The following is an 18330-nucleotide window of genomic DNA, read 5'->3' on the forward strand; positions in this document are numbered from 1 at the left end:
CACATAAGCACGACCGTCGTAGCAACGACTCGTTCTGCCGTGACAAGGTCCTTCGCTCTGCTCAGGATGACAGCCGTCTTTTCTCTCATTTACTCAACAAAGTTACCCCACATACACCGGAGTCGTTTTCTCGCGGAGGTTGTATTCGGAGGACATGACCTCACCGTAGGCGCCGGCTGAGCGCAGGGCTATCAGGTCGCCGCGCTTGGTTTCGGGTAGGAGGATGCCTTTGCCGAACGTATCCGACGACTCGCAGATGGGGCCTACTACATCGTAGGTCTTCTCAGTTTCGGCGGTGCTGGTCACGTTCTGGATGTGGTGGTGGCTGCCGTAGAGGGCCGGGCGAATCAGCTCCGTCATGCCCGCGTCGAGGATGGCGAAATTGGTCTGCTGACTTTGCTTCACATAGAGCACCCGACTCACGAGCGTGCCGCACTGCGCCACCACCGAGCGGCCCAGCTCCACGTGCACCTGCTGGCCGGTGCGGCGGTGCAGGTGCTGATCGAAGGCCGCAAAATAGGCTTCAAAATCAGGGATGGGGTCGGTGTCGGGGTCGTCGTAGTTGATGCCCAGGCCGCCGCCCACATTGAGGTGGGGGAGGTGGTAGCCTTTTTCTTCCAGCCAGGTTTGCAACTCGTTGATCTTGTGGCTGAGCTTCTCGAACACACTCAGGTTGGTAATCTGCGAGCCGATGTGGGCGTGCAGGCCTACCAACTCCAGGTGGGGTAAGGATTCCAGCAACTCCACAGTGGCCGGCAAATCGGCTAGATTGATACCGAACTTGTTGGCATCCAAGCCAGTGGTGATGTAGTGGTGAGTATGTGCATCCACATTGGGGTTCACGCGCAGCGCCACGCGGGCACGTCGGCCTTGTGCGCCAGCCAACTCGTTCAACACCTCCAGCTCTTGTCCCGACTCGGCGTTGAAGCACCAGATATCGGCCGCTAACGCCAGATTGATTTCGGCATCCGATTTTCCTACCCCGGCAAACACAATATGGTCGGGCGCAAAGCCGGCATCCAGGGCGCGCTGTACCTCGTTGCCGCTCACGCAATCGGCTCCGAAACCGGCCTGCCGCACGCGTTCCAACACGGGCAAGTTGGCGTTGGCTTTGAGGGCATAATGCACCTGCACGTTGTGCGCCTGAGCGGCTTGTTGCAGCGTGTGGAGCGTCCGCTCCAACAGGCTTAGGTCGTAGAGGTAATAAGGGGTAGGGCGGTCAAGCAAATCCGCCGGCAGGTGAAATGACATCAGGTCAGAAAGTTGTCAGTGGGTAGTTGTCAATTGTCACGGGGTAGTTTCACTCAAAGCATTCGCAGCTAACATCTACCAACCGACAACTAACAACTGTCCCACAAAGAACGGCATGGAAACGCTAGGATAAAACTGTTGCGTATACACAGGGTTTTACCAAGCACAGCGGAGTTATTTACCGCCGATTCGTGTTCTTTGCCCGTGACTTATCCAACTGACCCAGCGCGCCGCCCCGACCTGCTCCGCCTACCCTACGACGACTACCGCGCCCTGCCGGCCGTGGCCAATTCCGATTTATCGCGCTTGCGCGACGCCCTGAATGGCCGCCTACCCCGCACGCCCGGCAACCAGAGCGCCCTCAGCTTTGGCACTGCTTTCCATACCGCCCTGCTGGAGCCTGATCAGTACCAACCCGGCCAGCCTGGCCTCAACGACACGCTGGTGTGGTGGCTGGTGGAGGGCGTGAAGCTGCAACCCGAGTTGCGCCAGCTGCTGGAGGTAGGGGTGCCCGAGCCCAGCTGTCTGTTCACGGAGCCCACTACCAACACTCTATGTAAGCTCCGCGCCGATCTGGTGGTAGACCAGCCCAATCAGCCGTATACCATTATCGACTTTAAGACTACCGGTGCCCGCGACTACGAGCATTTTCGCGCCCAGTGTACCGGTTTCGACTACGACCGCCAGGCCGCCTTCTACCTAGATGCCCTGCACGCCGACCGTTTCTTGCTGGTAGGGGTGCAGAAATTTGAGCCATTCGGTGTGTTCACGGTGGAGGTGACGCCCGATATGCTGGCCGATGGCCGCCGTAAGTATCTCTACTTGTTGCGCCTGCTGCAACCTACTGCCGAGGTGCCCACGTATGTAAACGAAGCTGTACGCACGATTGCCGACAATTTGGGCGCGCAGTAAGCGCCACAGTATCTCCTACTGTAACCTTATGCAAATACGAGCGTAGGTAGCGCTCCTGCGCTTCTATTTATTGCCCTACCCCACCCGGCTGCCAAGACCGGCCTATTACTTGCTCCTCTCATGGCTGATATTACACTGGCTGCTTATTCTTATGGTTCCGTGCTGTTCGATCCGGAGGTGCCTTGCATCACCACCCAGTGGCATTCTTTCGCTAATCGACAGCAGTTCCAGTCTATGATGAACGAAGCGTTGGTCTGCTATGAAGAAGAGTCTAAGCGAACTTCTCCCTTGGGCTGGCTGGCCGACACCCGCCAGATGAGTGCCCTAACCTCCGACGACCAGCACTGGCTGAATACCGACTGGAATCCGCGTGCCTATGCCGCAGGTGTCCGCCACATCTGTATTGTGCAGTCGGAAAACGTATTTGGGCAGATTGCTGCGTCCAGTTACAGCGCTAAAACACTAGCAAGCCAAGAGTACGAGATACAGCCCGTAACGCAGCCTACTATTGTCGAGGCCAAGCACTGGATACAAAAAAACCTACAACTCCATCCGGTGCTGCCATAATTGCAGGCAGTGTAAATTTGAGTGCCGACAATGAAGGTGGCAGGCTCCTTGCACATAAGGCCCAGTTCCTGGTATTCGCAGGAGGCAGTTGCAAGGTATGAACACACTGATACAGGCGCGTGGAACCCAGTTTTATCAAAACGAGGCGGGACGTTTGCTCTACAATACAATAGGGTATATGCATTTGGCTTGGAGCGCCGAGCGCATCACCCAAATGGCCTTGGAGGCATTCTACGAGCAGGTGCTGCTACTATTGCTGCGCACTGGGGCCACCAAAATACTATCGGAGCACGGCGGCCGGCGGCCCCTTTCGGCTGAAGCTCAGCAGTGGATTGCTACCAATTGGGTGCCGCGGGCCATTGCAGAAGCGAATTTTGCTTACTGCGCCATTGTGGAGGGGGATGATCCAATTCACCGGTTATCAACGCAATCCGTGATTTCTATTTCACCAGCTCAGCTAACCTACAAGCGTTTCTCGCTCATGTCGGAGGCCGATGCTTGGCTGCAAAGCCTGGGGTAGGCTACTACGCCAGCATAGCCCGCGCTACCTCTTGGCCGCTCACTAGAGCGGCTTCAACCGTTCCGGCTGCTGGGCCTTCGTACAACCCTTCGCCGGCAAAAAACAAGGTGCTGGCGATGGGCGTGGTCAGCAAGGTGCGGGCTGAGGTTGCCTGTACAGTAGGGTAGGAGTAGGCCCCCCATGCCAGCGGGTCGGCTCCCCAGTTGGCTACGTGCCACGCTTGGAGCTGCTGGCGGAGCGCAGCGGCCGTAGTATCCAGCAAATACGCCAACGAATCCAACGCGTGCTGTAACAACTGCTCGTCTGAATGCTGACGCAGGCGCTCGGCGGCTGGTCCAGCCAGCCAGCCTGTCAGCAGGGGGCGTGTGTCGGGCTGTTGACTCCACCAGGTAGGTACGGAGGCATCGGAGAAGAGAAACTCCATTTCGGGCATCTTGGCCTCCCAAACAGGCTCCCGAAATTCCAGCGCAAACTTGGTAACTACGCCAAAGCCTAGTGCGGCCGCAGCTGCCCGGTACTCGGGTAGCTCGGGCGTGAAGCGCAGGTGACCTGCCTGATCTGCTGGCTGCTGCCACACCCCCAAGGGCACCGTAAGCAACAACTGGCGGGCCTGGTAGCGCTGACCCTGCTGATCAATAATCAGTACCTGCCCCGGCTGCCACTGGATTTCCTGCACCGGCCGCGACAGGTGCAGCGTAGCGCCGGCTTCCTGTGCTTGCTGGACCAGCCAGTCCAGCAGCGGGCCGTAGCCGCCTACAGGGCGCGGCGAGTCGTCGGCGTCGCCCGTGGCCCACTCGTCGCGCAAGGCCCACGCGCTCACGCGTGTCGGGTCGGCTGCGTCGTAGCCTTCAGCAAATTGCATGGCCATTTCGCGCAGACCACGGTGCTCCTCCCCCGAAAATTCCTGGTGCAGGAAGTCGGCCAGCGTCAGGTCGTGCGAGAGTGTTTGAAGCTTATCAAGCAGTTGCGGCAGGTGCTCGAAGAAGTTGTCGTCTACCCGCAGTTGCCCTTGCCGCACGGCGTAAGCCCGTCCGGTAGAATCATAACACGTCTGGCTGGCCTCGGCCAGCAAAGCACGCGTGAGAGGCACCGCACCGTGCAAAAACTCGGCGCCCGTTTCTATGCGGGCACTGAAGCCCGCCGGCGTGCAAGTATGTACCCGGCCGCCTACCCGGTCGCGGGCTTCCAGCACCAGCACTTGCCGCCCGGCCTGGGCCAGCGTGCGGGCCGCTAGTAGTCCGGCTGCGCCTGCTCCTACAATCACAACGTCGGTAGAATCCATAAACTGAGTAACTGCAGAAAATTAATCTGCTACTGGTAATGGCAATATGAAGTGGATGTGCCTACCAAGAGAAAGGGGTAGGCTTTGGAAAGGTTGCTATTTGGCTTTCTATCAGATATACAAGTATTTATAGGTTGTTATGCGTAGAGGATCAATAGTATCTATCGAAGACAAAAAATGAAAAAAGGTGTGCCCTATACGTGTACTCTCGAAATCTGGGTGCTAAAAGTAAAACGTATCTTATGTAACGCTAATTAGGATGTCACGTATGGGTCTTGGAAATAGCTAAAATTATGCACTTGTGTTGTGTGAAGCCTTGTTACCATGGGTAGGCGTGTTATTACTTTATTACCTTAACATATACATATATTTTATACGATAAATAATAAATAGCAGCCTTTTGTGTCTTAACTTTGCTACATAAGCGATAAAGATAGGATGCTGTTATATTTAGAAAAATCCTACTAATCTTCTTGCACGTCATCAATCACTCCCTCATTTCGCAATTTTCTTACCCCGCGTTTATGCGTTTACCACTCCGCTCGAGTCTGCTTTTATTTCTGATTGTTTGGGCAGTAAGTCTGCAAAGCTGCGTGGTGCAGGAAAAGCTACCCTACTTGCAAAGCAGTAGCTATTCTGTGAAAGCCCCAGTGGCTGTAAGCAATCCCCGGCCCAACTACCGGTTGCAACCTGGTGATGTGCTTAGCATTCGGGTGCAAGGCGCCGATTCTAAGCTGACAGAGCCGTTCAATATCACGGGCACGCAAATCATGAACTCCGGTGACCCCGGCACGCTGTACCTGACTGGCTACCCCATCGGCGAAGACGGCAACATTAGCCTACCTACCGTGGGCAAGCTGAAAGTACAGGGACTGGATATCAGCCAGGCGCAAACGCTGGTTCAGAAGAACATCAGCAATTACGTGCTCAACGTAAACGTGCTGGTAAAGCTGCTGAGCTTTAAAATTACGGTGCTGGGCGAGGTTCGCTCGCCAGGCCGCTATTTCATCTACAACCCGCAGGCTACTATCCTGGAAGGCCTAGGCATGGCAGGCGACCTAACGGAATTTGGTAACCGCGAAAACGTGAAACTGGTGCGGCAAACCTTAAACGGTCCGGAAGTTGTGCTCATCAACCTCACCGACCCTAAACTGCTACAGTCGCCCTACTACTACCTGCTCCCCAACGACGCGCTGTATGTGGAGCCGATGAAAGCACGTACTACCCGGGCCAATGTCGGCAACCTAGCCCTAGTTTTCGCCGGGATCTCGTCCGTTGTGCTGTTGCTGGGCTTCATTCTCAAGTAGAGAAGTTCGCTGGACTATCTACTTATTGCTACTAACCTAATAAGGACTATCTGGTATGGAAAACCGTTCTGCCTTCTCGGAGGAAATAGATTTACACGAGCTTTTCTTCAAGCTCCGCCGGCGTTGGGCGTGGTTTGTGGGCTGCTTGCTACTGGCAGGCTTGGGTGCGTGGCTGTATCTGGCCGTGAAATCGCCGGTGTACGACTACCAGTCTACCATGCTGATCGGCGACCAGTCGACCGGCTCGAAACAAACCCAAGAGCTGCTGCAACTGCTTGATAACAATAAGCAGCGCGCGGTAAAGATTGAAGACGAGGTAGGCTTGCTTACCTCGGCCGATATGGTGCGCCGCACGCTGGAGCAGCTGCCGTTTGGGGTAAGCTATTACGCCGTGCCCGATTCGTGGCTGAACTCGGTGCGCAAGCTCAAAGTGCGCGAGCGGGCCATGGGAGGCGTGCCGTTTCAGGTGCAGGCCCTGGCCAACAAGCCACAGCTAACGGGGGTGCCCATCTATGTAGAGTCGCTGGCCGATGGTCGCTTCCGGGTGCATGCCGAAGCCGACAAAGGCGAGCTACGTCAGTTGTTTTCCGGTGAGCTGGTGCGCGAGGTAGAAGACGTAAAGTTCGATCAGACTATTGGTGCCGGCGATACGCTTCGCACGCCTTTGCTGTCGGTTGTTATCAACCCCGAGCCGGGCTACCCTGCCACTGGCAGCGAGCAGTATTTCTTCCGGATGAATGATATGAGCAGCCTGACTGCTGACTATCAACAGCGCCTGAAAGTGCAACCCACTGAGCACGAGTCGCGGATTTTGCTCTTGAGCATTCGAGGTAGTGTGCCCGATAAAGAGCAGCGCTTCCTGAACACGCTGATGACCACTTACGTGCAGGACGACCTGAATCAGAAGAACGAGACGGGCCGCAAGACGATTGCTTTTCTGGACAATGAGATTGGTAAACTGTCAAATTCTCGCTCCCGCTCCACAGCTAACCTCAGCTCCTTCCGGGCTTCGCGGAATGTAGTAGACGTAGGGGTGCAGTCGGGCGTAGATATTCAGCAGCAGGCACAACTGGGTACCATGCGTGCTCGTGTGGCCACCGATCAGAAATTCTACGAGAGTATGCTATCCTATCTGCGGCAGCACCGCGGCAAGTCGCAAGTAGCTACGCTCAGCAGCGCCGGCATTTCCGATCCTACGGTTACGCACTTGATTGAGCAACTCACAGAGTTAAACAATAAGCGCGCTGTGCTAGCCGTGAATGCCAGCGACATCAACCCGCAGGTAGTAGCGCTAGATGAGGAAATCAGCACCACTAAGGAGCAGTTGATTCAGACCCTGGGTAGTTTAACGCGCACCTCCGAAATTGCCCTGCGCGACCTGGACCAGCAACTGAGCGCTGTGCGTAGCCAGCTGAGCAGCACCCCCGAAAATGAGCGTCAGTTGAATTCGCTGCAAACCACGAGCGAATCTACCGAGAAGAACTATAGCTTCCTGGTACAAAAGCGCAACGAAGCTGCTATTGCTCTAGCTACCAACACTACCGACAAGAAAATAGTAGACCCGGCCCGGCAAACCGGCCTTGGCCCAGCGGCGCCCAAGCCGCCGCTGGTAGCCCTGCTGGCTCTGTTGGCTGGCCTAGCTATTCCTACCGGACTGGTGCTGCTGATCGACAAGACCAACCGCCGCGTGCAGGGCAAAGAAGACCTAGCGCGCATCACGGATATTCCGCTGTTGGGCGTGATTCCTCACGGCACTAGCAAAGACCGCCGCGTACAGACCCAGGACCCACGCAGCCCCATTGTGGAAGCTTTTCGCTCGATTCGGGTGAATCTGCAATACCTCTCGGCTGGCCTCGATAAGCGCGTTATAGGCGTTACGTCATCGGTACCGGGCGAGGGCAAAACCTTCTGCTCTGTGCACTTGGCCGCCGAGTTGGCCCGTAGCGGCCGCCGCGTGATTTTGCTGGAATGCGACATGCGCCGCCCAGCCGTGGCTCCCTACCTGGGTATCGATGCCAGAGCCCCCCAGGGCCTGAGCACCTACCTGAGTGGCCAGAGCACGCTGGAAGAAGCTCGCATCGTAACGGATATTCCTAACCTAGACGTGCTGGCCTGCGGCCCGATTCCGCATAACCCCACGGAGCTGCTGGAGTCCAAGCGTCTGGAAGATTTGATTCTACTGCTTAAGGAAGAGTACGACTACCTAATGGTAGATATTCCTCCGATGGGCTATGTATCGGAGTTCTTCGTGCTGCTTCAGCATCTGGATGCCAACCTATACGTGGTACGCCAGAACTACACCGACCGCGAGATGGTAGGGCAGATCGACGAGCTGTATCGCGACCAGAAGGTGAAGCAACTGTACACGGTCATCAACGATGTGCACTTCGCTAACACCTACGAATACCGCTACAAAACCAAAGCCTATAACTACGGCAGCTAGTGAGTTAAGTGGTTGTCAGTTATAAGTTGTCGTTGAACCTGACAACTTATAACTGACAACCACTGACTGACAACTATCTAATGCACAACTAAATGGCAGTAACCTCTAGCAATGTAGCATCGGCGGCTGTGAAGGGTGTGCAGTGGACCACCGCTGCCACCGTGGCCAACGCACTGATGCAAATTGGCTACACGGCGGTAATGGCGCGCCTGTTGGACCCGGCCGCGTTTGGTCTGGTAGCCATGTCGGGTGTGGTATTGCGCTTCGGTAGCTACTTTGCCGAAATGGGCCTGGGGCACGCGCTGGTGCAGCGCCCTGAAATTAGCAAGATGGATATCCGGGCGGCCTTCACGGCTTCCATTGGATTGAGCATTGGAGTAGCGGCGCTGGCCTGGTTGCTGGCACCATTATCGGTGTTTTTTCTAAAAAATGAAGCCGTAGTGCCCATCGTACGGATGCAAGCCTTAGGCTTTGTTCTGGTAGGCATTGGCACCACTGCCGCCAGCTTGCTCCGGCGCGAAATGCGCTTCGACTCTATTGCCAAAGTGGATGTGATAGCCTATATCTTGGGCTACGGCGGGGTAGGCATTACGATGGCCTGGGCCGGAATGGGCGTTTGGAGCCTGATTGCGGCCAGCCTGGCGCAGCAGCTGTTTGCTACCCTGATGAGCTACGCGCTGGTGCGCCACTCTATCCAGCTCATTTTCAGCCGCGAGCCATATGCCAAGCTGCTTGGCTACGGCAGCAAGGTGTCGGTTATCAGCTTCCTGGAGTTTGTGAATGGCAACTTGGATACGCTGCTGATTGGTCGCTTGCTGGGCAGCACGCTGCTGGGTATCTACAACCGCGCCTACATGCTGCTGTATCTGCCCATGTATTTCCTGACCAACAGCCTGGCGCGGGTAGCTTTTCCGGCGTTCAGCAAAATTCAGGAAGACGTGCCGCGCGTGCGGGCTCTCTACCTGAAAAGCAGCACGCTAGTGGCTACCCTCATCTTACCCATGTGCGCTGGAGTAGCCGTGGCTGCTCCCGAAATGGTGCGGGTATTGCTCGGTCCGAAATGGATGGATTCGGTGCCAATTCTGCGGATGCTATGCTTCGCTATTCCGTTGAGTATGACCACTATGTTCGCGGGTATTGTGGCCGATGCGCGGGCCAACCTTCGGCAGAAAGTAATTCTGAACTTGGAGTTCATGGTACTGCTTACCAGCATGTTCTGGCTACTGCGCGACTACGGCCTGCTGGGCATTGCCGCCGCCATCGGCACAGGCGAAATTGTGCGGACGTTCTTGTACATGCGCATCACCCACAATGATATTGGCATTCGATACCGGCAGCTGCTGGCCATGTATTTGCCTGGTCTGCTGAACGCTGCTGCCGTAGGAGTAGGAATTCTGGTTGTGTCGTTGGGGCTGCGCGCCGTGGGTAGCCCGGCGCTGGTTACACTCATCGCACAGATTGCCATGGGCGGCCTGGCTTTGGGTATTGTGGTGCTGCGCTGGCCTTCCAGCGAACTGCATCCACACTTGCAGCAAGGTTTGAACCGCCTGCGTAACGTGGCGGGCCTGCCTACCCCCATCCATGCCAGCCTAGCGCGCTATGCTACCTTTTTGGAGCGTCAGCAGCCACTGTTTCCTTCTTTCGAGCCGCTTACCAGCTCCCTCACGCCATGAATATTCTGCTGACTTCGTTGATGGTTCCGGGAGCCCCTTCTGGGGTGCGCGTGCACTACGAGCGGTTGGCCGAGCAACTCCAGCGTGAAGGTCACACCGTCACGGTGGTAACGCAGGCCAGCCTGCGCCCCGCGGTGCGCCGCGCCATTGGAGCCTTCCGCCGTGCGCTGGGCCTATTTGGTCAGGCGGGTGCCCGAATGGGAATAGAGCTAGGCTTCGTGGCCGAAATCTATTTTGCCATCGACCGCACTGCCCGCTACGACGTGGTGAATGCCCAGGATGTGAGCAGCGGGTGGGCCGCCTGCCTCGCCCTGCGCGACCAGGCGCCGGTAATTGTGACCGGCCATTTCAACGACCATCCGGCTGAGGAGTTAGTGCACCAACTGCACCTCTCAGGCCGCACGGCACGAGCCCTACACCGCTGGTACACGTTTCTGTTGCAGAAAACCCGGTTTTTCATCGGGGTGTCTGATTATGTGCTGCAACGCACGTTGCCCTGGCTACCGGCCGATGCGCAGGCCACCGTGGTCTACAACGGCGTGGACATGACCCCGCCCGCGGCGCCTGCCCTCCCAGCCGGCGTGCCCGACCTGCGGGCGATGTTCCCCGGCCGCGCTATCGTACTAAACGTAGGGCAGCTAGAGCCGCGCAAAAACCAACGTTACCTAGTGCAGGTAGCCGACGCACTCCGGCAACAATACGCTGATTTTGTGCTGGTGCTGGTAGGCAAAGGCGAGGACGAAGAGCATCTGCGTCAGCAGATTACCGCGGCCAGCCTAGAGCAGCACGTGGTGTTGCTGGGCTACCACCGCGAGATAATGGCCTTGCTGCGCACCGCTGACCTCTACGTACACGCCGCCACCCGCGAAAACTGCCCGCTGGTGTTGCTCGAAGCCATGGCTACCGAGTGCCCGGCCGTGGCGCTAGCGGTAGGGGGCATCCCCGAGCTACTCGCGCCTACCCCCGAAGCGCTGGTGCCAGTGGCTACTCCGCCTGCCGAGTTGGCAGGCCGCTTGCAAAACCTACTGACGAATCCTGCCGAATTGGAGCAGTTGCGGCAGCGGCAGCACGCCTTTGGGCGCACGCACTTCGACGCCCACGTGATGCTTGCTAATACGCTGGCTTTCTTCGAGCAGGCTCGACAATTGCCTGACCCAACCGCCAACCGTTCGGCAAAAGCCACTACTCCTGCGCAACCCCTGCCCGCCATCGAGGCGCACTGATTTGCCGGCATACTTCCGTACTCCATGAAAATCAAGCTAAACTTTCTTGCGCTCCTCCCCATCTTGGCAATACTGGCTACCAGTAAGGCCTTCTGGGAGTTTGCGTTCGGGGCTGATCGGGTGGACCAGGAGCCGGGAGAGCTGAAGTTTCTGGTATACGCTCTGTTGGCCGGGTCGCTGGCCAGCATCTGGTTCTACTGGCGCTACTTCGAACCCTTGATGCGCAAGTGGTTGATAGCCGTATTGCTGGTGATTGGCGGGATGATCCTGGAGTCATACGCCGGCTGGGGCTCGGTGCTGGAGTACGCCCACGTATTCAACAAGCTGTTTGTGCTGCTGATGATTTTCGGCATCTACGGCTTCTACCGGCGGCACGGCCTGCCACCTATGCAACAGCTTAGCACGGTTATCCTGCTGGTTTCACTCGGTAATCTTGTGTTGTTTCACCGGGAGTCGTTGAGCCTGAGTGCTTTTGTGGAGAATGAGCGGGGTTTCAATGCTGCGTCGGCCTACCTATTTGTGCTGGTAATTCTACTCAGTCTGAACAACTACTTGCTGCGCAACTCGCTTGCTTCGCTGTTGGTCGTGTTCGTGTGTATGCCGCTGGTGATTTTCTTGCAGCACCGCTCGGTCTGGATTGCCATGTTCATCGCCATTCCGATTGATGTATGGCTGCTGCGCCGTGCACGGCTAGCGCGGTTCTCCCCTGTCAAAATGGTAATGCTTCTCGTCATCCCATTCATCCTGGGGTCGTTGGGTATCACCATGCTGGTGCTAGATAATCCGCAGGTAGTCACCCGTTTTGAGCAAAGTATCGATGACATTGCTAACGCCGACAAGCAAGGCACCGGCAGCTGGCGCCTCAAGCAGATTGAGTCCTACATACCTTTGGTAGAAGAACGCCCCATAGCCGGCTGGCGCCTCGAAGGTTTCGAAGTGCCCATGCAATTCTACGACCCCAGCAGCGACATGCCCATGTGGAAAGACCGGACTGGTCATCACTTCCACAACTTCTACCTCGACCGCGCTTTTTACTTCGGCCTTGTGGGTGTTCTGCTGGTGGTGCTGGTGCCCATTGTGCTAATCACACGGCGTTTGCTTCGCTCCCGTGCTTTAGACGCGGATACGGCCGCGCTGGTGGCCTTCTTTATTAGCCTAGTGGTGTTCGGCACATCCTATGACTGGTCTACCTACCACTATGGCCTAATTGGCCTGATGTTAGCCGCTCTAGCCGAGCCCATGCCCGACGACCTTGCGATACAGCCACGGTCTGCGGCGCAGCCACGCCGGGCACCCGCCCAGGCGCTACCTATCTAATCCCGCTGTCTGCCTATTATTTCGTTTTGATATGAAGATTCTCTGGCTTGCCCCTTACCCTCACCCTTCTGAGCCCGCGGCGCACCCCGTTCCGTGGGTAGGCACGCTGGCAGAACTATTGCGTCGGCAGCCCGGTGTGGAGCTAACCATCCTGAACTGGACGCACCGCATCGACAAGCCCGTGGATGAATTCGACCGCGACGGCATACATTTCATCTACCTGAAAGTGCCCAAGGTGCGCACCGATATTCTGACGCTCTACCAATGGCGCATTGCCATTGTGAAGAAGTACCTGCGCCAGCATTATAAGGAGTATGACGTGCTGCACCTGCACGGCTCGGAGCTGCAACTGCCCGCCATGACGGCCGGCCTACCTGCGCCCATGGTGCTGTCGGTGCAGGGCATTGTGTCGGAATACGCGAACGTAGTGCCCAAGAAGTTTTCGATGCTGAAGTTTTTATGGACGCTGGCGGGCTTCTACGAAAAGCGCTACCTGCCCACGGTGCACAACTTCTCCTGCCGCACCGATTGGGACAAGTTCCACACCAAGCGCCTGAGCCCCGGCGCCCGCATCTTTCATAACTGGGAGACCATTCGGCCCGAGTTTTTTGAGGAAGCCGACAAGCCCGCGCCGCCGCAGCCCGCCCGGCCACAGGCGTTGTTTGTTGGGGGTAAGCAGGAAATCAAAGGCTTCAAGGAAATGCTGATGGGCTTCGACCTCATCCGCCAGCAAGCCCCCGAGTTGCGCCTCGTGATTGTGGGTCGCCTGGAGCCGGCCGACGTGGCTGCGGTAGCCACCCAATATAACTTGCAGCACATCGGCCCTGAGCATGTGGAATGCCGCCCGTTCCAGACGGGAGCCGGCCTGGCCCGCCTGTGCCGCGAGTCGTTCTGCCTGCTGCATCCTTCCTACATCGATAACAGTCCCAATAGCGTGTGTGAAGCCCAACTGATGGGCCTGCCTGTGGTGGCTTCCGACGTGGGTGGGGTAGCCTCGCTGATTACCGAAGGCGAAACCGGCCTGCTCTGCGACCTGACGCCCGCCAGCCTGGCCCGCCAGACCCTGCGCCTCTACCAAGATCCGGCTCTGCGCCAGCGCATTGTCACTCAGGCCCAGGCCGTAGCTCAGGAGCGGCATAATCCTGATACCATCATCCAGCGCACCATAGCGATGTACGAAGCCGTGCGCGATTCGGTGCCGACGGCTGCTGCCGCACCCGCTGTGGCTGCCACTGCTTAGAGACTGCCGACGTCGCTCTGTTTCAGACGACTGCTACTGCTACCTGTTCTGCTATGACCCCCTCTGCTACTCCGTCTGCTGATACGGCTTTGGATACACCGGTGCTGCTGCTGATTTTCAGCCGGCCCGACACGACCCGGCGTGTATTTGATACCATCCGTCAGGCGCGGCCTACCCGGCTCTACGTGGCCGCAGACGGCCCGCGCCCCAACCACCCCACCGACGCCGTGCGCTGCGCCGAAACCCGCGCCATTGTGGAGGAAGTGGATTGGCCCTGCGAAGTATTCACGCTGTTTCAGGAAAAAAACCTGAACTGTGGGGTAGGGCCCGTCACGGCCATCACCTGGTTTTTCAGCCATGAAACGGAAGGCATTATTCTGGAAGACGACTGCGTGCCCTCGCCCAGCTTCTTCCGGTTTTGCCAGGAGCTGCTGGTTCGCTACCGCGACGATAACCGCGTGATGCACATTGGCGGCAACAACTTTGGCTCTGAGGCCCAACAGCCGCTCGCACCCGGTGCGCCTTCCTACTACTTCTCGGAACAGCGCAACAGTTGGGGCTGGGCCACTTGGCGTCGTGCCTGGGACATGTACGATTACCACTTGTCGGGCTTCCGAGAGGCCGTTGCCAGCGGCGCTTTTGATGGTGTATTCAGCAGTGCGCTGGAAAAGCGCTACCGCCTGGGCAAGATGCGCGGCGTGCTGGCCCTACCCTCGCCACCCGACGTGTGGGACTACCAGTGGGAGTATACCATTGCCATGAACTCAGGCCTATACATTGTGCCCGCCGTGAATCTGGTGGGTAATATCGGCTTCGGCAACAACTCTACCCACACCCACGACGACGGCGACATGATGGGCGCCCTACCTGCCCAGGAGCTGCGCTTCCCGCTACAGCACCCCGCCTACGTGCGCCTGGACCGGCCCCGCGACCGGAAACGCTTCAATGAGTTTTTGCGCAGCCGCCTGTCGGCCATCGTGCGGCGGGTTTTCGCCGGGCAGAAGCCCGTGGCCTCGGGCTTGCAAAGTCCCAAAGCAAAATCAGCGGCACCTACCCCGGAAGCCGTTCCTGCAAACACCCTGTCATCATGAACGTTCTGCTCTCAGCATATGCCTGCAACCCCACGAAGGGTGGGGAAAATGGCATTGGCTACCACTGGACGCAGGAGTGGCTACGGCATGGGCATGAGGTATGGTGCTTCACCCGTCCCGATGAGCGGGCTGATATAGAAGCGTACCTGGCAAAGCATTCCACGCCGGAAAACCGGGACAGATTGCATTTCGTGTATGTAGCCGTGCCCAGCTGGGTAGACTACCTCTATCGGTGGCAGTTTGGCGTGTACCTACACTACATGGTGTGGCAGTACCAGGCATGGCGCGCAGCGCGCAAGCTGGAAGCTACGGTTGGGTTCGATCTGATACACCACGCTACTTACGGTAGTCTGCAAATGGCTTCGTGGCTGTGGCGGGTAGGTAAACCCTTAGTTATCGGGCCATTGGGTGGCGGGCAGCAAACGCCTCGCTCATTCCAGTCCTACATTCCCGACTGGTTTAAATCGGAAACCATGCGCAATACCATCAGCCGGGTGCTGATGGCCAGCGACCGAAACGTGCGCCAGAGCATCCGGCACGCGGCGTTGGTACTGACTACAAATAATGAAACCGCCGAGAAAGTCCGGGCACTAGGTGCCCGGCGGGTAGAACTGTTCCTGGATTCAGGCTTGCCAGAATCCTTTCTGCCCGCCCAATTTCCGGTGCGCGAGCCAGCCGCTCAGCTACGTTTGCTGTGGCTGGGACGCTTGATTCACCGAAAAGCCCTACCCCTCGTGCTCGATGCGCTGGCTAAGGTGGCGGCGCGGGTGCCGTATCACCTGACCATCGTAGGCGATGGACCGGTAGGAGCAGAGTTACCCGAAATGCTGCGGCAGCGGGGCCTTACGGAGCGTGTAACCTGGCGCGGCAGCCTGCCGTGGGCCGAAGTGCGGGAGGTATTCCTGACGCACGATGTTTTCATGTTCGCCAGCCTGCGCGATTCCTTCGCCTCGCAGTTCCTGGAAGCCATGGGTGCGGGCCTACCCATTATTACGCTCAACCACCAGGGTGCCCGCGATTTTATACCCACTGATGCTGCTATCAAGGTGTCGGTAACAACGCCCGACGAAACCGTAACAGCTCTGGCCCGCGCCGTAGAATATTGCTACGACCACCCGGAGCGCCGCGTCGCGATGGGACAAGCCGGCTATGCTTTTGCCCGCACGCAAATTTGGCCGGCCCGTAGTCAGCGCATCATGCAGTTGATTGAAGAAGCAGTACCTCAATTGGCGGTGTTGAAAAACACCTGATTGAAGTCGCCTCAAACCCACAAAGCAGAGTTAGTTCTCTTCAGCTCACTACCCTTTTTGTAATGCTTTACGTCGTCATACCCGTTTTCAACCGCAAAGAATTTACCCGCGAATGCCTGCTGTCGTTGCGGGCACAAACCAACCAGTCGTTCCGCACGATTGTCGTGGACGATGGCTCGACGGATGGCACCGACCAGATGCTGGCCGATGAGTTTCCAGAAGTGATAGTAGTAACCGGCGACGGTAACCTGTTCTGGACGGCAGGCGTGAACCTAGGCATTCGGCGGGCGTTGGAGTTGGGTGCTACCCGCGTCATGACCCTCAATAACGATGTGGTGACCGATCCGCGTTTTGTAGAGCAAATGCTGCTCGATGCCGAGCGCAACCCGCAGGCGGTGCTGGGCGCTCTGGAGCTAGACGCCGCCACCGGCGAGCCTATCTACGGCGGCGAAACCCTGAACTTCCGCAGCAACACACGCCGCGACTTGCTCGAAGTCCTACCCCCCGAGCAGCGGACCGGCTTGCACGAAGTTACCTACCTGCCCGGCCGCGGCCTGCTGATTCCAAAAGCTGTGTTCGACAAAATCGGCCTGTTCGACGAAAAGCGTCTGCCGCACTACCTAGCCGACTTCGACTACACCAGCGTAGCCCGCCGCAACGGTTTCCCAAACTACCTCAACTACAACGCTACCCTACGCACCTACCCTGAGGAAAGCGGCCAGACGCTCACCCGCAAACACCGCAGTCTGAAAGGCTACTACCAACATCTGTTCGGTATTCGGGGTGGGGGCAACATGGTGAACTTCACCCACTTTGCCCTGAAGAATTGCCCGGCGCCCTACTTACCGTACTTCCTGCTGAACGGCTATGCCCGGCGGGTAGTGGGGTACTTCCTGCATTAGGGAGAGTAGAGGGATGGTAGTACCATCCCTTCTTTTTTGGCCTGCTTACCCACTTGCCTTGTGCCCAACCTCTGCTTGAAATATCTCTTGAGCCTTGCTGTCAGCTGTAGCCTGTTGCTGGCGTGCGGCCAAAGCTCGGCCCAGAAAGACAGACGGGAAAACGTACTGGTTATTACCAAAGGCGGGGTATATAGTGGGTCATATCGGAGCCTGGACAGCTCAGTGCCGTGCGTGCGCATCGCCACCACGGAGCCCGTGCAGCTGGTGAACTGCACGCTGGCCGGGGCGGGCGATTTGATCGTCTCGGGCGAAGGGGCGAACCTGATCGTGCGCAACTGCCGCGGCTACGGCCTGGAGCCCAGCCGCACGGGCGTGGGGCGGGGCCGCTTCGTGAACAGCTACCGGGCGCGCCGCCTGTGGATCGAGCACAACTACTTCGAGCAGACCAGCGGGCTGAACATCGACCGCTGGAGCACGAGTGGGGGCGTGGCCGGGGTGGGCCAGCCCTTGCTGGTGCGCTACAACCAAGCGCGCAACATCGACGGGCGCTGGCGCGGCAACCAAGGCAGCACGCGCGCCAGCTTTGTGATCCTGAACACGGTGCGCAGCCTGCCCGGGGTGGAGATCAGCTACAACGAGGTGCGCAACACGGCCAACCAGAGCCTGGTGGAGGACAACATCAACCTGTACGCCAGCTCGGGCACGAGCGGCAGCCCGATCCGGGTGCACAACAACTTCGTGTTCGGGGCCTACCCGTTTCCGGCCACGGGCACGGGCTACACGGGCACGGGCATGACCACGGACGGCAACGGGAATGCGGCGGAGGTGACGGCGTTTGTGGAGGCCTACGAGAACCAGTTCGTGAGCACGTGCAACGCGGCCATGAACATTGCCGCGGGCCACGACATCTACTACCACGACAACCGGCTGGTGACCAGCGGGATGCTCGCGGACGGCACGCGTTTGCCGAGCACGTGGGCGGGCACCTCGATCTTCAACTACTACAAGCTGCCGGGCAACGTGTTCTTCAACAACCGGGTGGAGCGCACGGTGGTGGGGTACATGAGCAAGGGGGGGCAGAACGGCCGGCAGGACGTGAGCCCGGGGGCGTGCGCGAGCTGCGCGGTGGAGGCCTTGCCCAACCCGGTGACGGTGGACACGGAGCGGGGCGAGGACGTGCGCTGGCAGCAAAAGCTACAGCAACGCAACATCACCGTCGGACCCGAGGCAAGCGAAAAAAGCAAGAAACAGGTGCCTAGTAATACACTTGCATCGCCCAGAGAATAGCGCAACGGACGTAAAGGTTTGCTAGCTACACTGTAATAAGGATAGATCGACTGTCTTTCACCATC

Annotated in this window: 15 protein-coding genes; 13 read left to right on the forward strand and 2 right to left on the reverse strand. The window is 58.0% G+C overall.

Features of this window, described 5'->3' with window-relative positions:
* Positions 1 to 102: 102 nt before the first annotated feature.
* The gene (gene lysA, locus KYK14_RS13405; protein ID WP_185282972.1) at positions 103 to 1251 is read right to left on the reverse strand and encodes a diaminopimelate decarboxylase; all 1149 of its coding nucleotides are present in this window, start codon (positions 1249 to 1251) and stop codon (positions 103 to 105) included.
* 204 nt (positions 1252 to 1455) lie between these two features.
* Between lysA and KYK14_RS22190 the strand changes: the two genes are divergently transcribed.
* From KYK14_RS22190 to KYK14_RS13420, 3 genes are all read left to right on the forward strand, one after another.
* Positions 1456 to 2163 carry a PD-(D/E)XK nuclease-like domain-containing protein gene (locus tag KYK14_RS22190; protein WP_219159478.1) on the forward strand — a complete coding sequence of 236 codons (708 nt, stop codon included), beginning with the start codon at positions 1456 to 1458 and terminating at the stop codon, positions 2161 to 2163.
* Between the two features lie 120 nt (positions 2164 to 2283).
* Entirely contained in the window at positions 2284 to 2730 is a 447-nt protein-coding gene (locus tag KYK14_RS13415) for a hypothetical protein (protein ID WP_219159480.1), read from the forward strand.
* Between the two features lie 178 nt (positions 2731 to 2908).
* Positions 2909 to 3250: a hypothetical protein gene (locus tag KYK14_RS13420; protein WP_185282975.1), complete on the forward strand. Its 342-nt coding sequence runs from the start codon at positions 2909 to 2911 to the stop codon at positions 3248 to 3250.
* A 4-nt stretch (positions 3251 to 3254) separates the two neighbouring features.
* On the opposite strand, the gene KYK14_RS13425 is transcribed toward KYK14_RS13420, so the two are convergent.
* A complete protein-coding gene (locus tag KYK14_RS13425; protein WP_219159482.1) occupies positions 3255 to 4532 on the reverse strand; it encodes a flavin monoamine oxidase family protein in 1278 nt (425 codons plus the stop codon).
* A 524-nt stretch (positions 4533 to 5056) separates the two neighbouring features.
* On the opposite strand from KYK14_RS13425, the gene KYK14_RS13430 reads away from it, so the two are divergent.
* The 10 genes from KYK14_RS13430 (at position 5057) to KYK14_RS13475 (ending at position 18265) form a co-directional block, all read left to right on the forward strand.
* Positions 5057 to 5839, forward strand: a complete 783-nt coding sequence (locus tag KYK14_RS13430; RefSeq protein WP_185282977.1) for a polysaccharide biosynthesis/export family protein — start codon at positions 5057 to 5059, stop codon at positions 5837 to 5839.
* 55 nt (positions 5840 to 5894) lie between these two features.
* The gene (locus tag KYK14_RS13435; RefSeq protein ID WP_219159484.1) at positions 5895 to 8282 is read left to right on the forward strand and encodes a polysaccharide biosynthesis tyrosine autokinase; all 2388 of its coding nucleotides are present in this window, start codon (positions 5895 to 5897) and stop codon (positions 8280 to 8282) included.
* Between the two features lie 92 nt (positions 8283 to 8374).
* A complete protein-coding gene (locus KYK14_RS13440; protein ID WP_219159486.1) occupies positions 8375 to 9955 on the forward strand; it encodes a lipopolysaccharide biosynthesis protein in 1581 nt (526 codons plus the stop codon).
* Positions 9952 to 11178, forward strand: a complete 1227-nt coding sequence (locus KYK14_RS13445) for a glycosyltransferase family 4 protein (protein WP_219159488.1) — start codon at positions 9952 to 9954, stop codon at positions 11176 to 11178. The genes KYK14_RS13440 and KYK14_RS13445 overlap by 4 nt, the downstream gene beginning before the upstream one ends.
* 24 nt (positions 11179 to 11202) lie before the next feature.
* Positions 11203 to 12495, forward strand: coding sequence for an O-antigen ligase family protein (locus KYK14_RS13450; protein WP_219159490.1), 1293 nt, complete (start codon positions 11203 to 11205; stop codon positions 12493 to 12495).
* A gap of 31 nt (positions 12496 to 12526) precedes the next feature.
* Positions 12527 to 13735, forward strand: coding sequence for a glycosyltransferase family 4 protein (locus tag KYK14_RS13455; RefSeq protein ID WP_219159492.1), 1209 nt, complete (start codon positions 12527 to 12529; stop codon positions 13733 to 13735).
* A 53-nt stretch (positions 13736 to 13788) separates the two neighbouring features.
* Complete coding sequence (locus KYK14_RS13460) at positions 13789 to 14826, forward strand: nucleotide-diphospho-sugar transferase (protein WP_219159494.1); 1038 nt, start codon at positions 13789 to 13791, stop codon at positions 14824 to 14826.
* Positions 14823 to 16076: a glycosyltransferase family 4 protein gene (locus KYK14_RS13465; protein ID WP_219159496.1), complete on the forward strand. Its 1254-nt coding sequence runs from the start codon at positions 14823 to 14825 to the stop codon at positions 16074 to 16076. The genes KYK14_RS13460 and KYK14_RS13465 overlap by 4 nt, the downstream gene beginning before the upstream one ends.
* Positions 16077 to 16138: 62 nt before the next feature.
* Positions 16139 to 16978 carry a glycosyltransferase family 2 protein gene (locus KYK14_RS13470; protein ID WP_185282985.1) on the forward strand — a complete coding sequence of 280 codons (840 nt, stop codon included), beginning with the start codon at positions 16139 to 16141 and terminating at the stop codon, positions 16976 to 16978.
* Positions 16979 to 17209: 231 nt separating this feature from the next.
* Positions 17210 to 18265, forward strand: a complete 1056-nt coding sequence (locus tag KYK14_RS13475; protein ID WP_219159498.1) for a hypothetical protein — start codon at positions 17210 to 17212, stop codon at positions 18263 to 18265.
* The last annotated feature ends 65 nt before the right edge of the window (positions 18266 to 18330 follow it).

Source organism: Hymenobacter profundi (assembly GCF_019334315.1).
GTDB classification, from domain to species: Bacteria; Bacteroidota; Bacteroidia; order Cytophagales; family Hymenobacteraceae; genus Hymenobacter; species Hymenobacter profundi.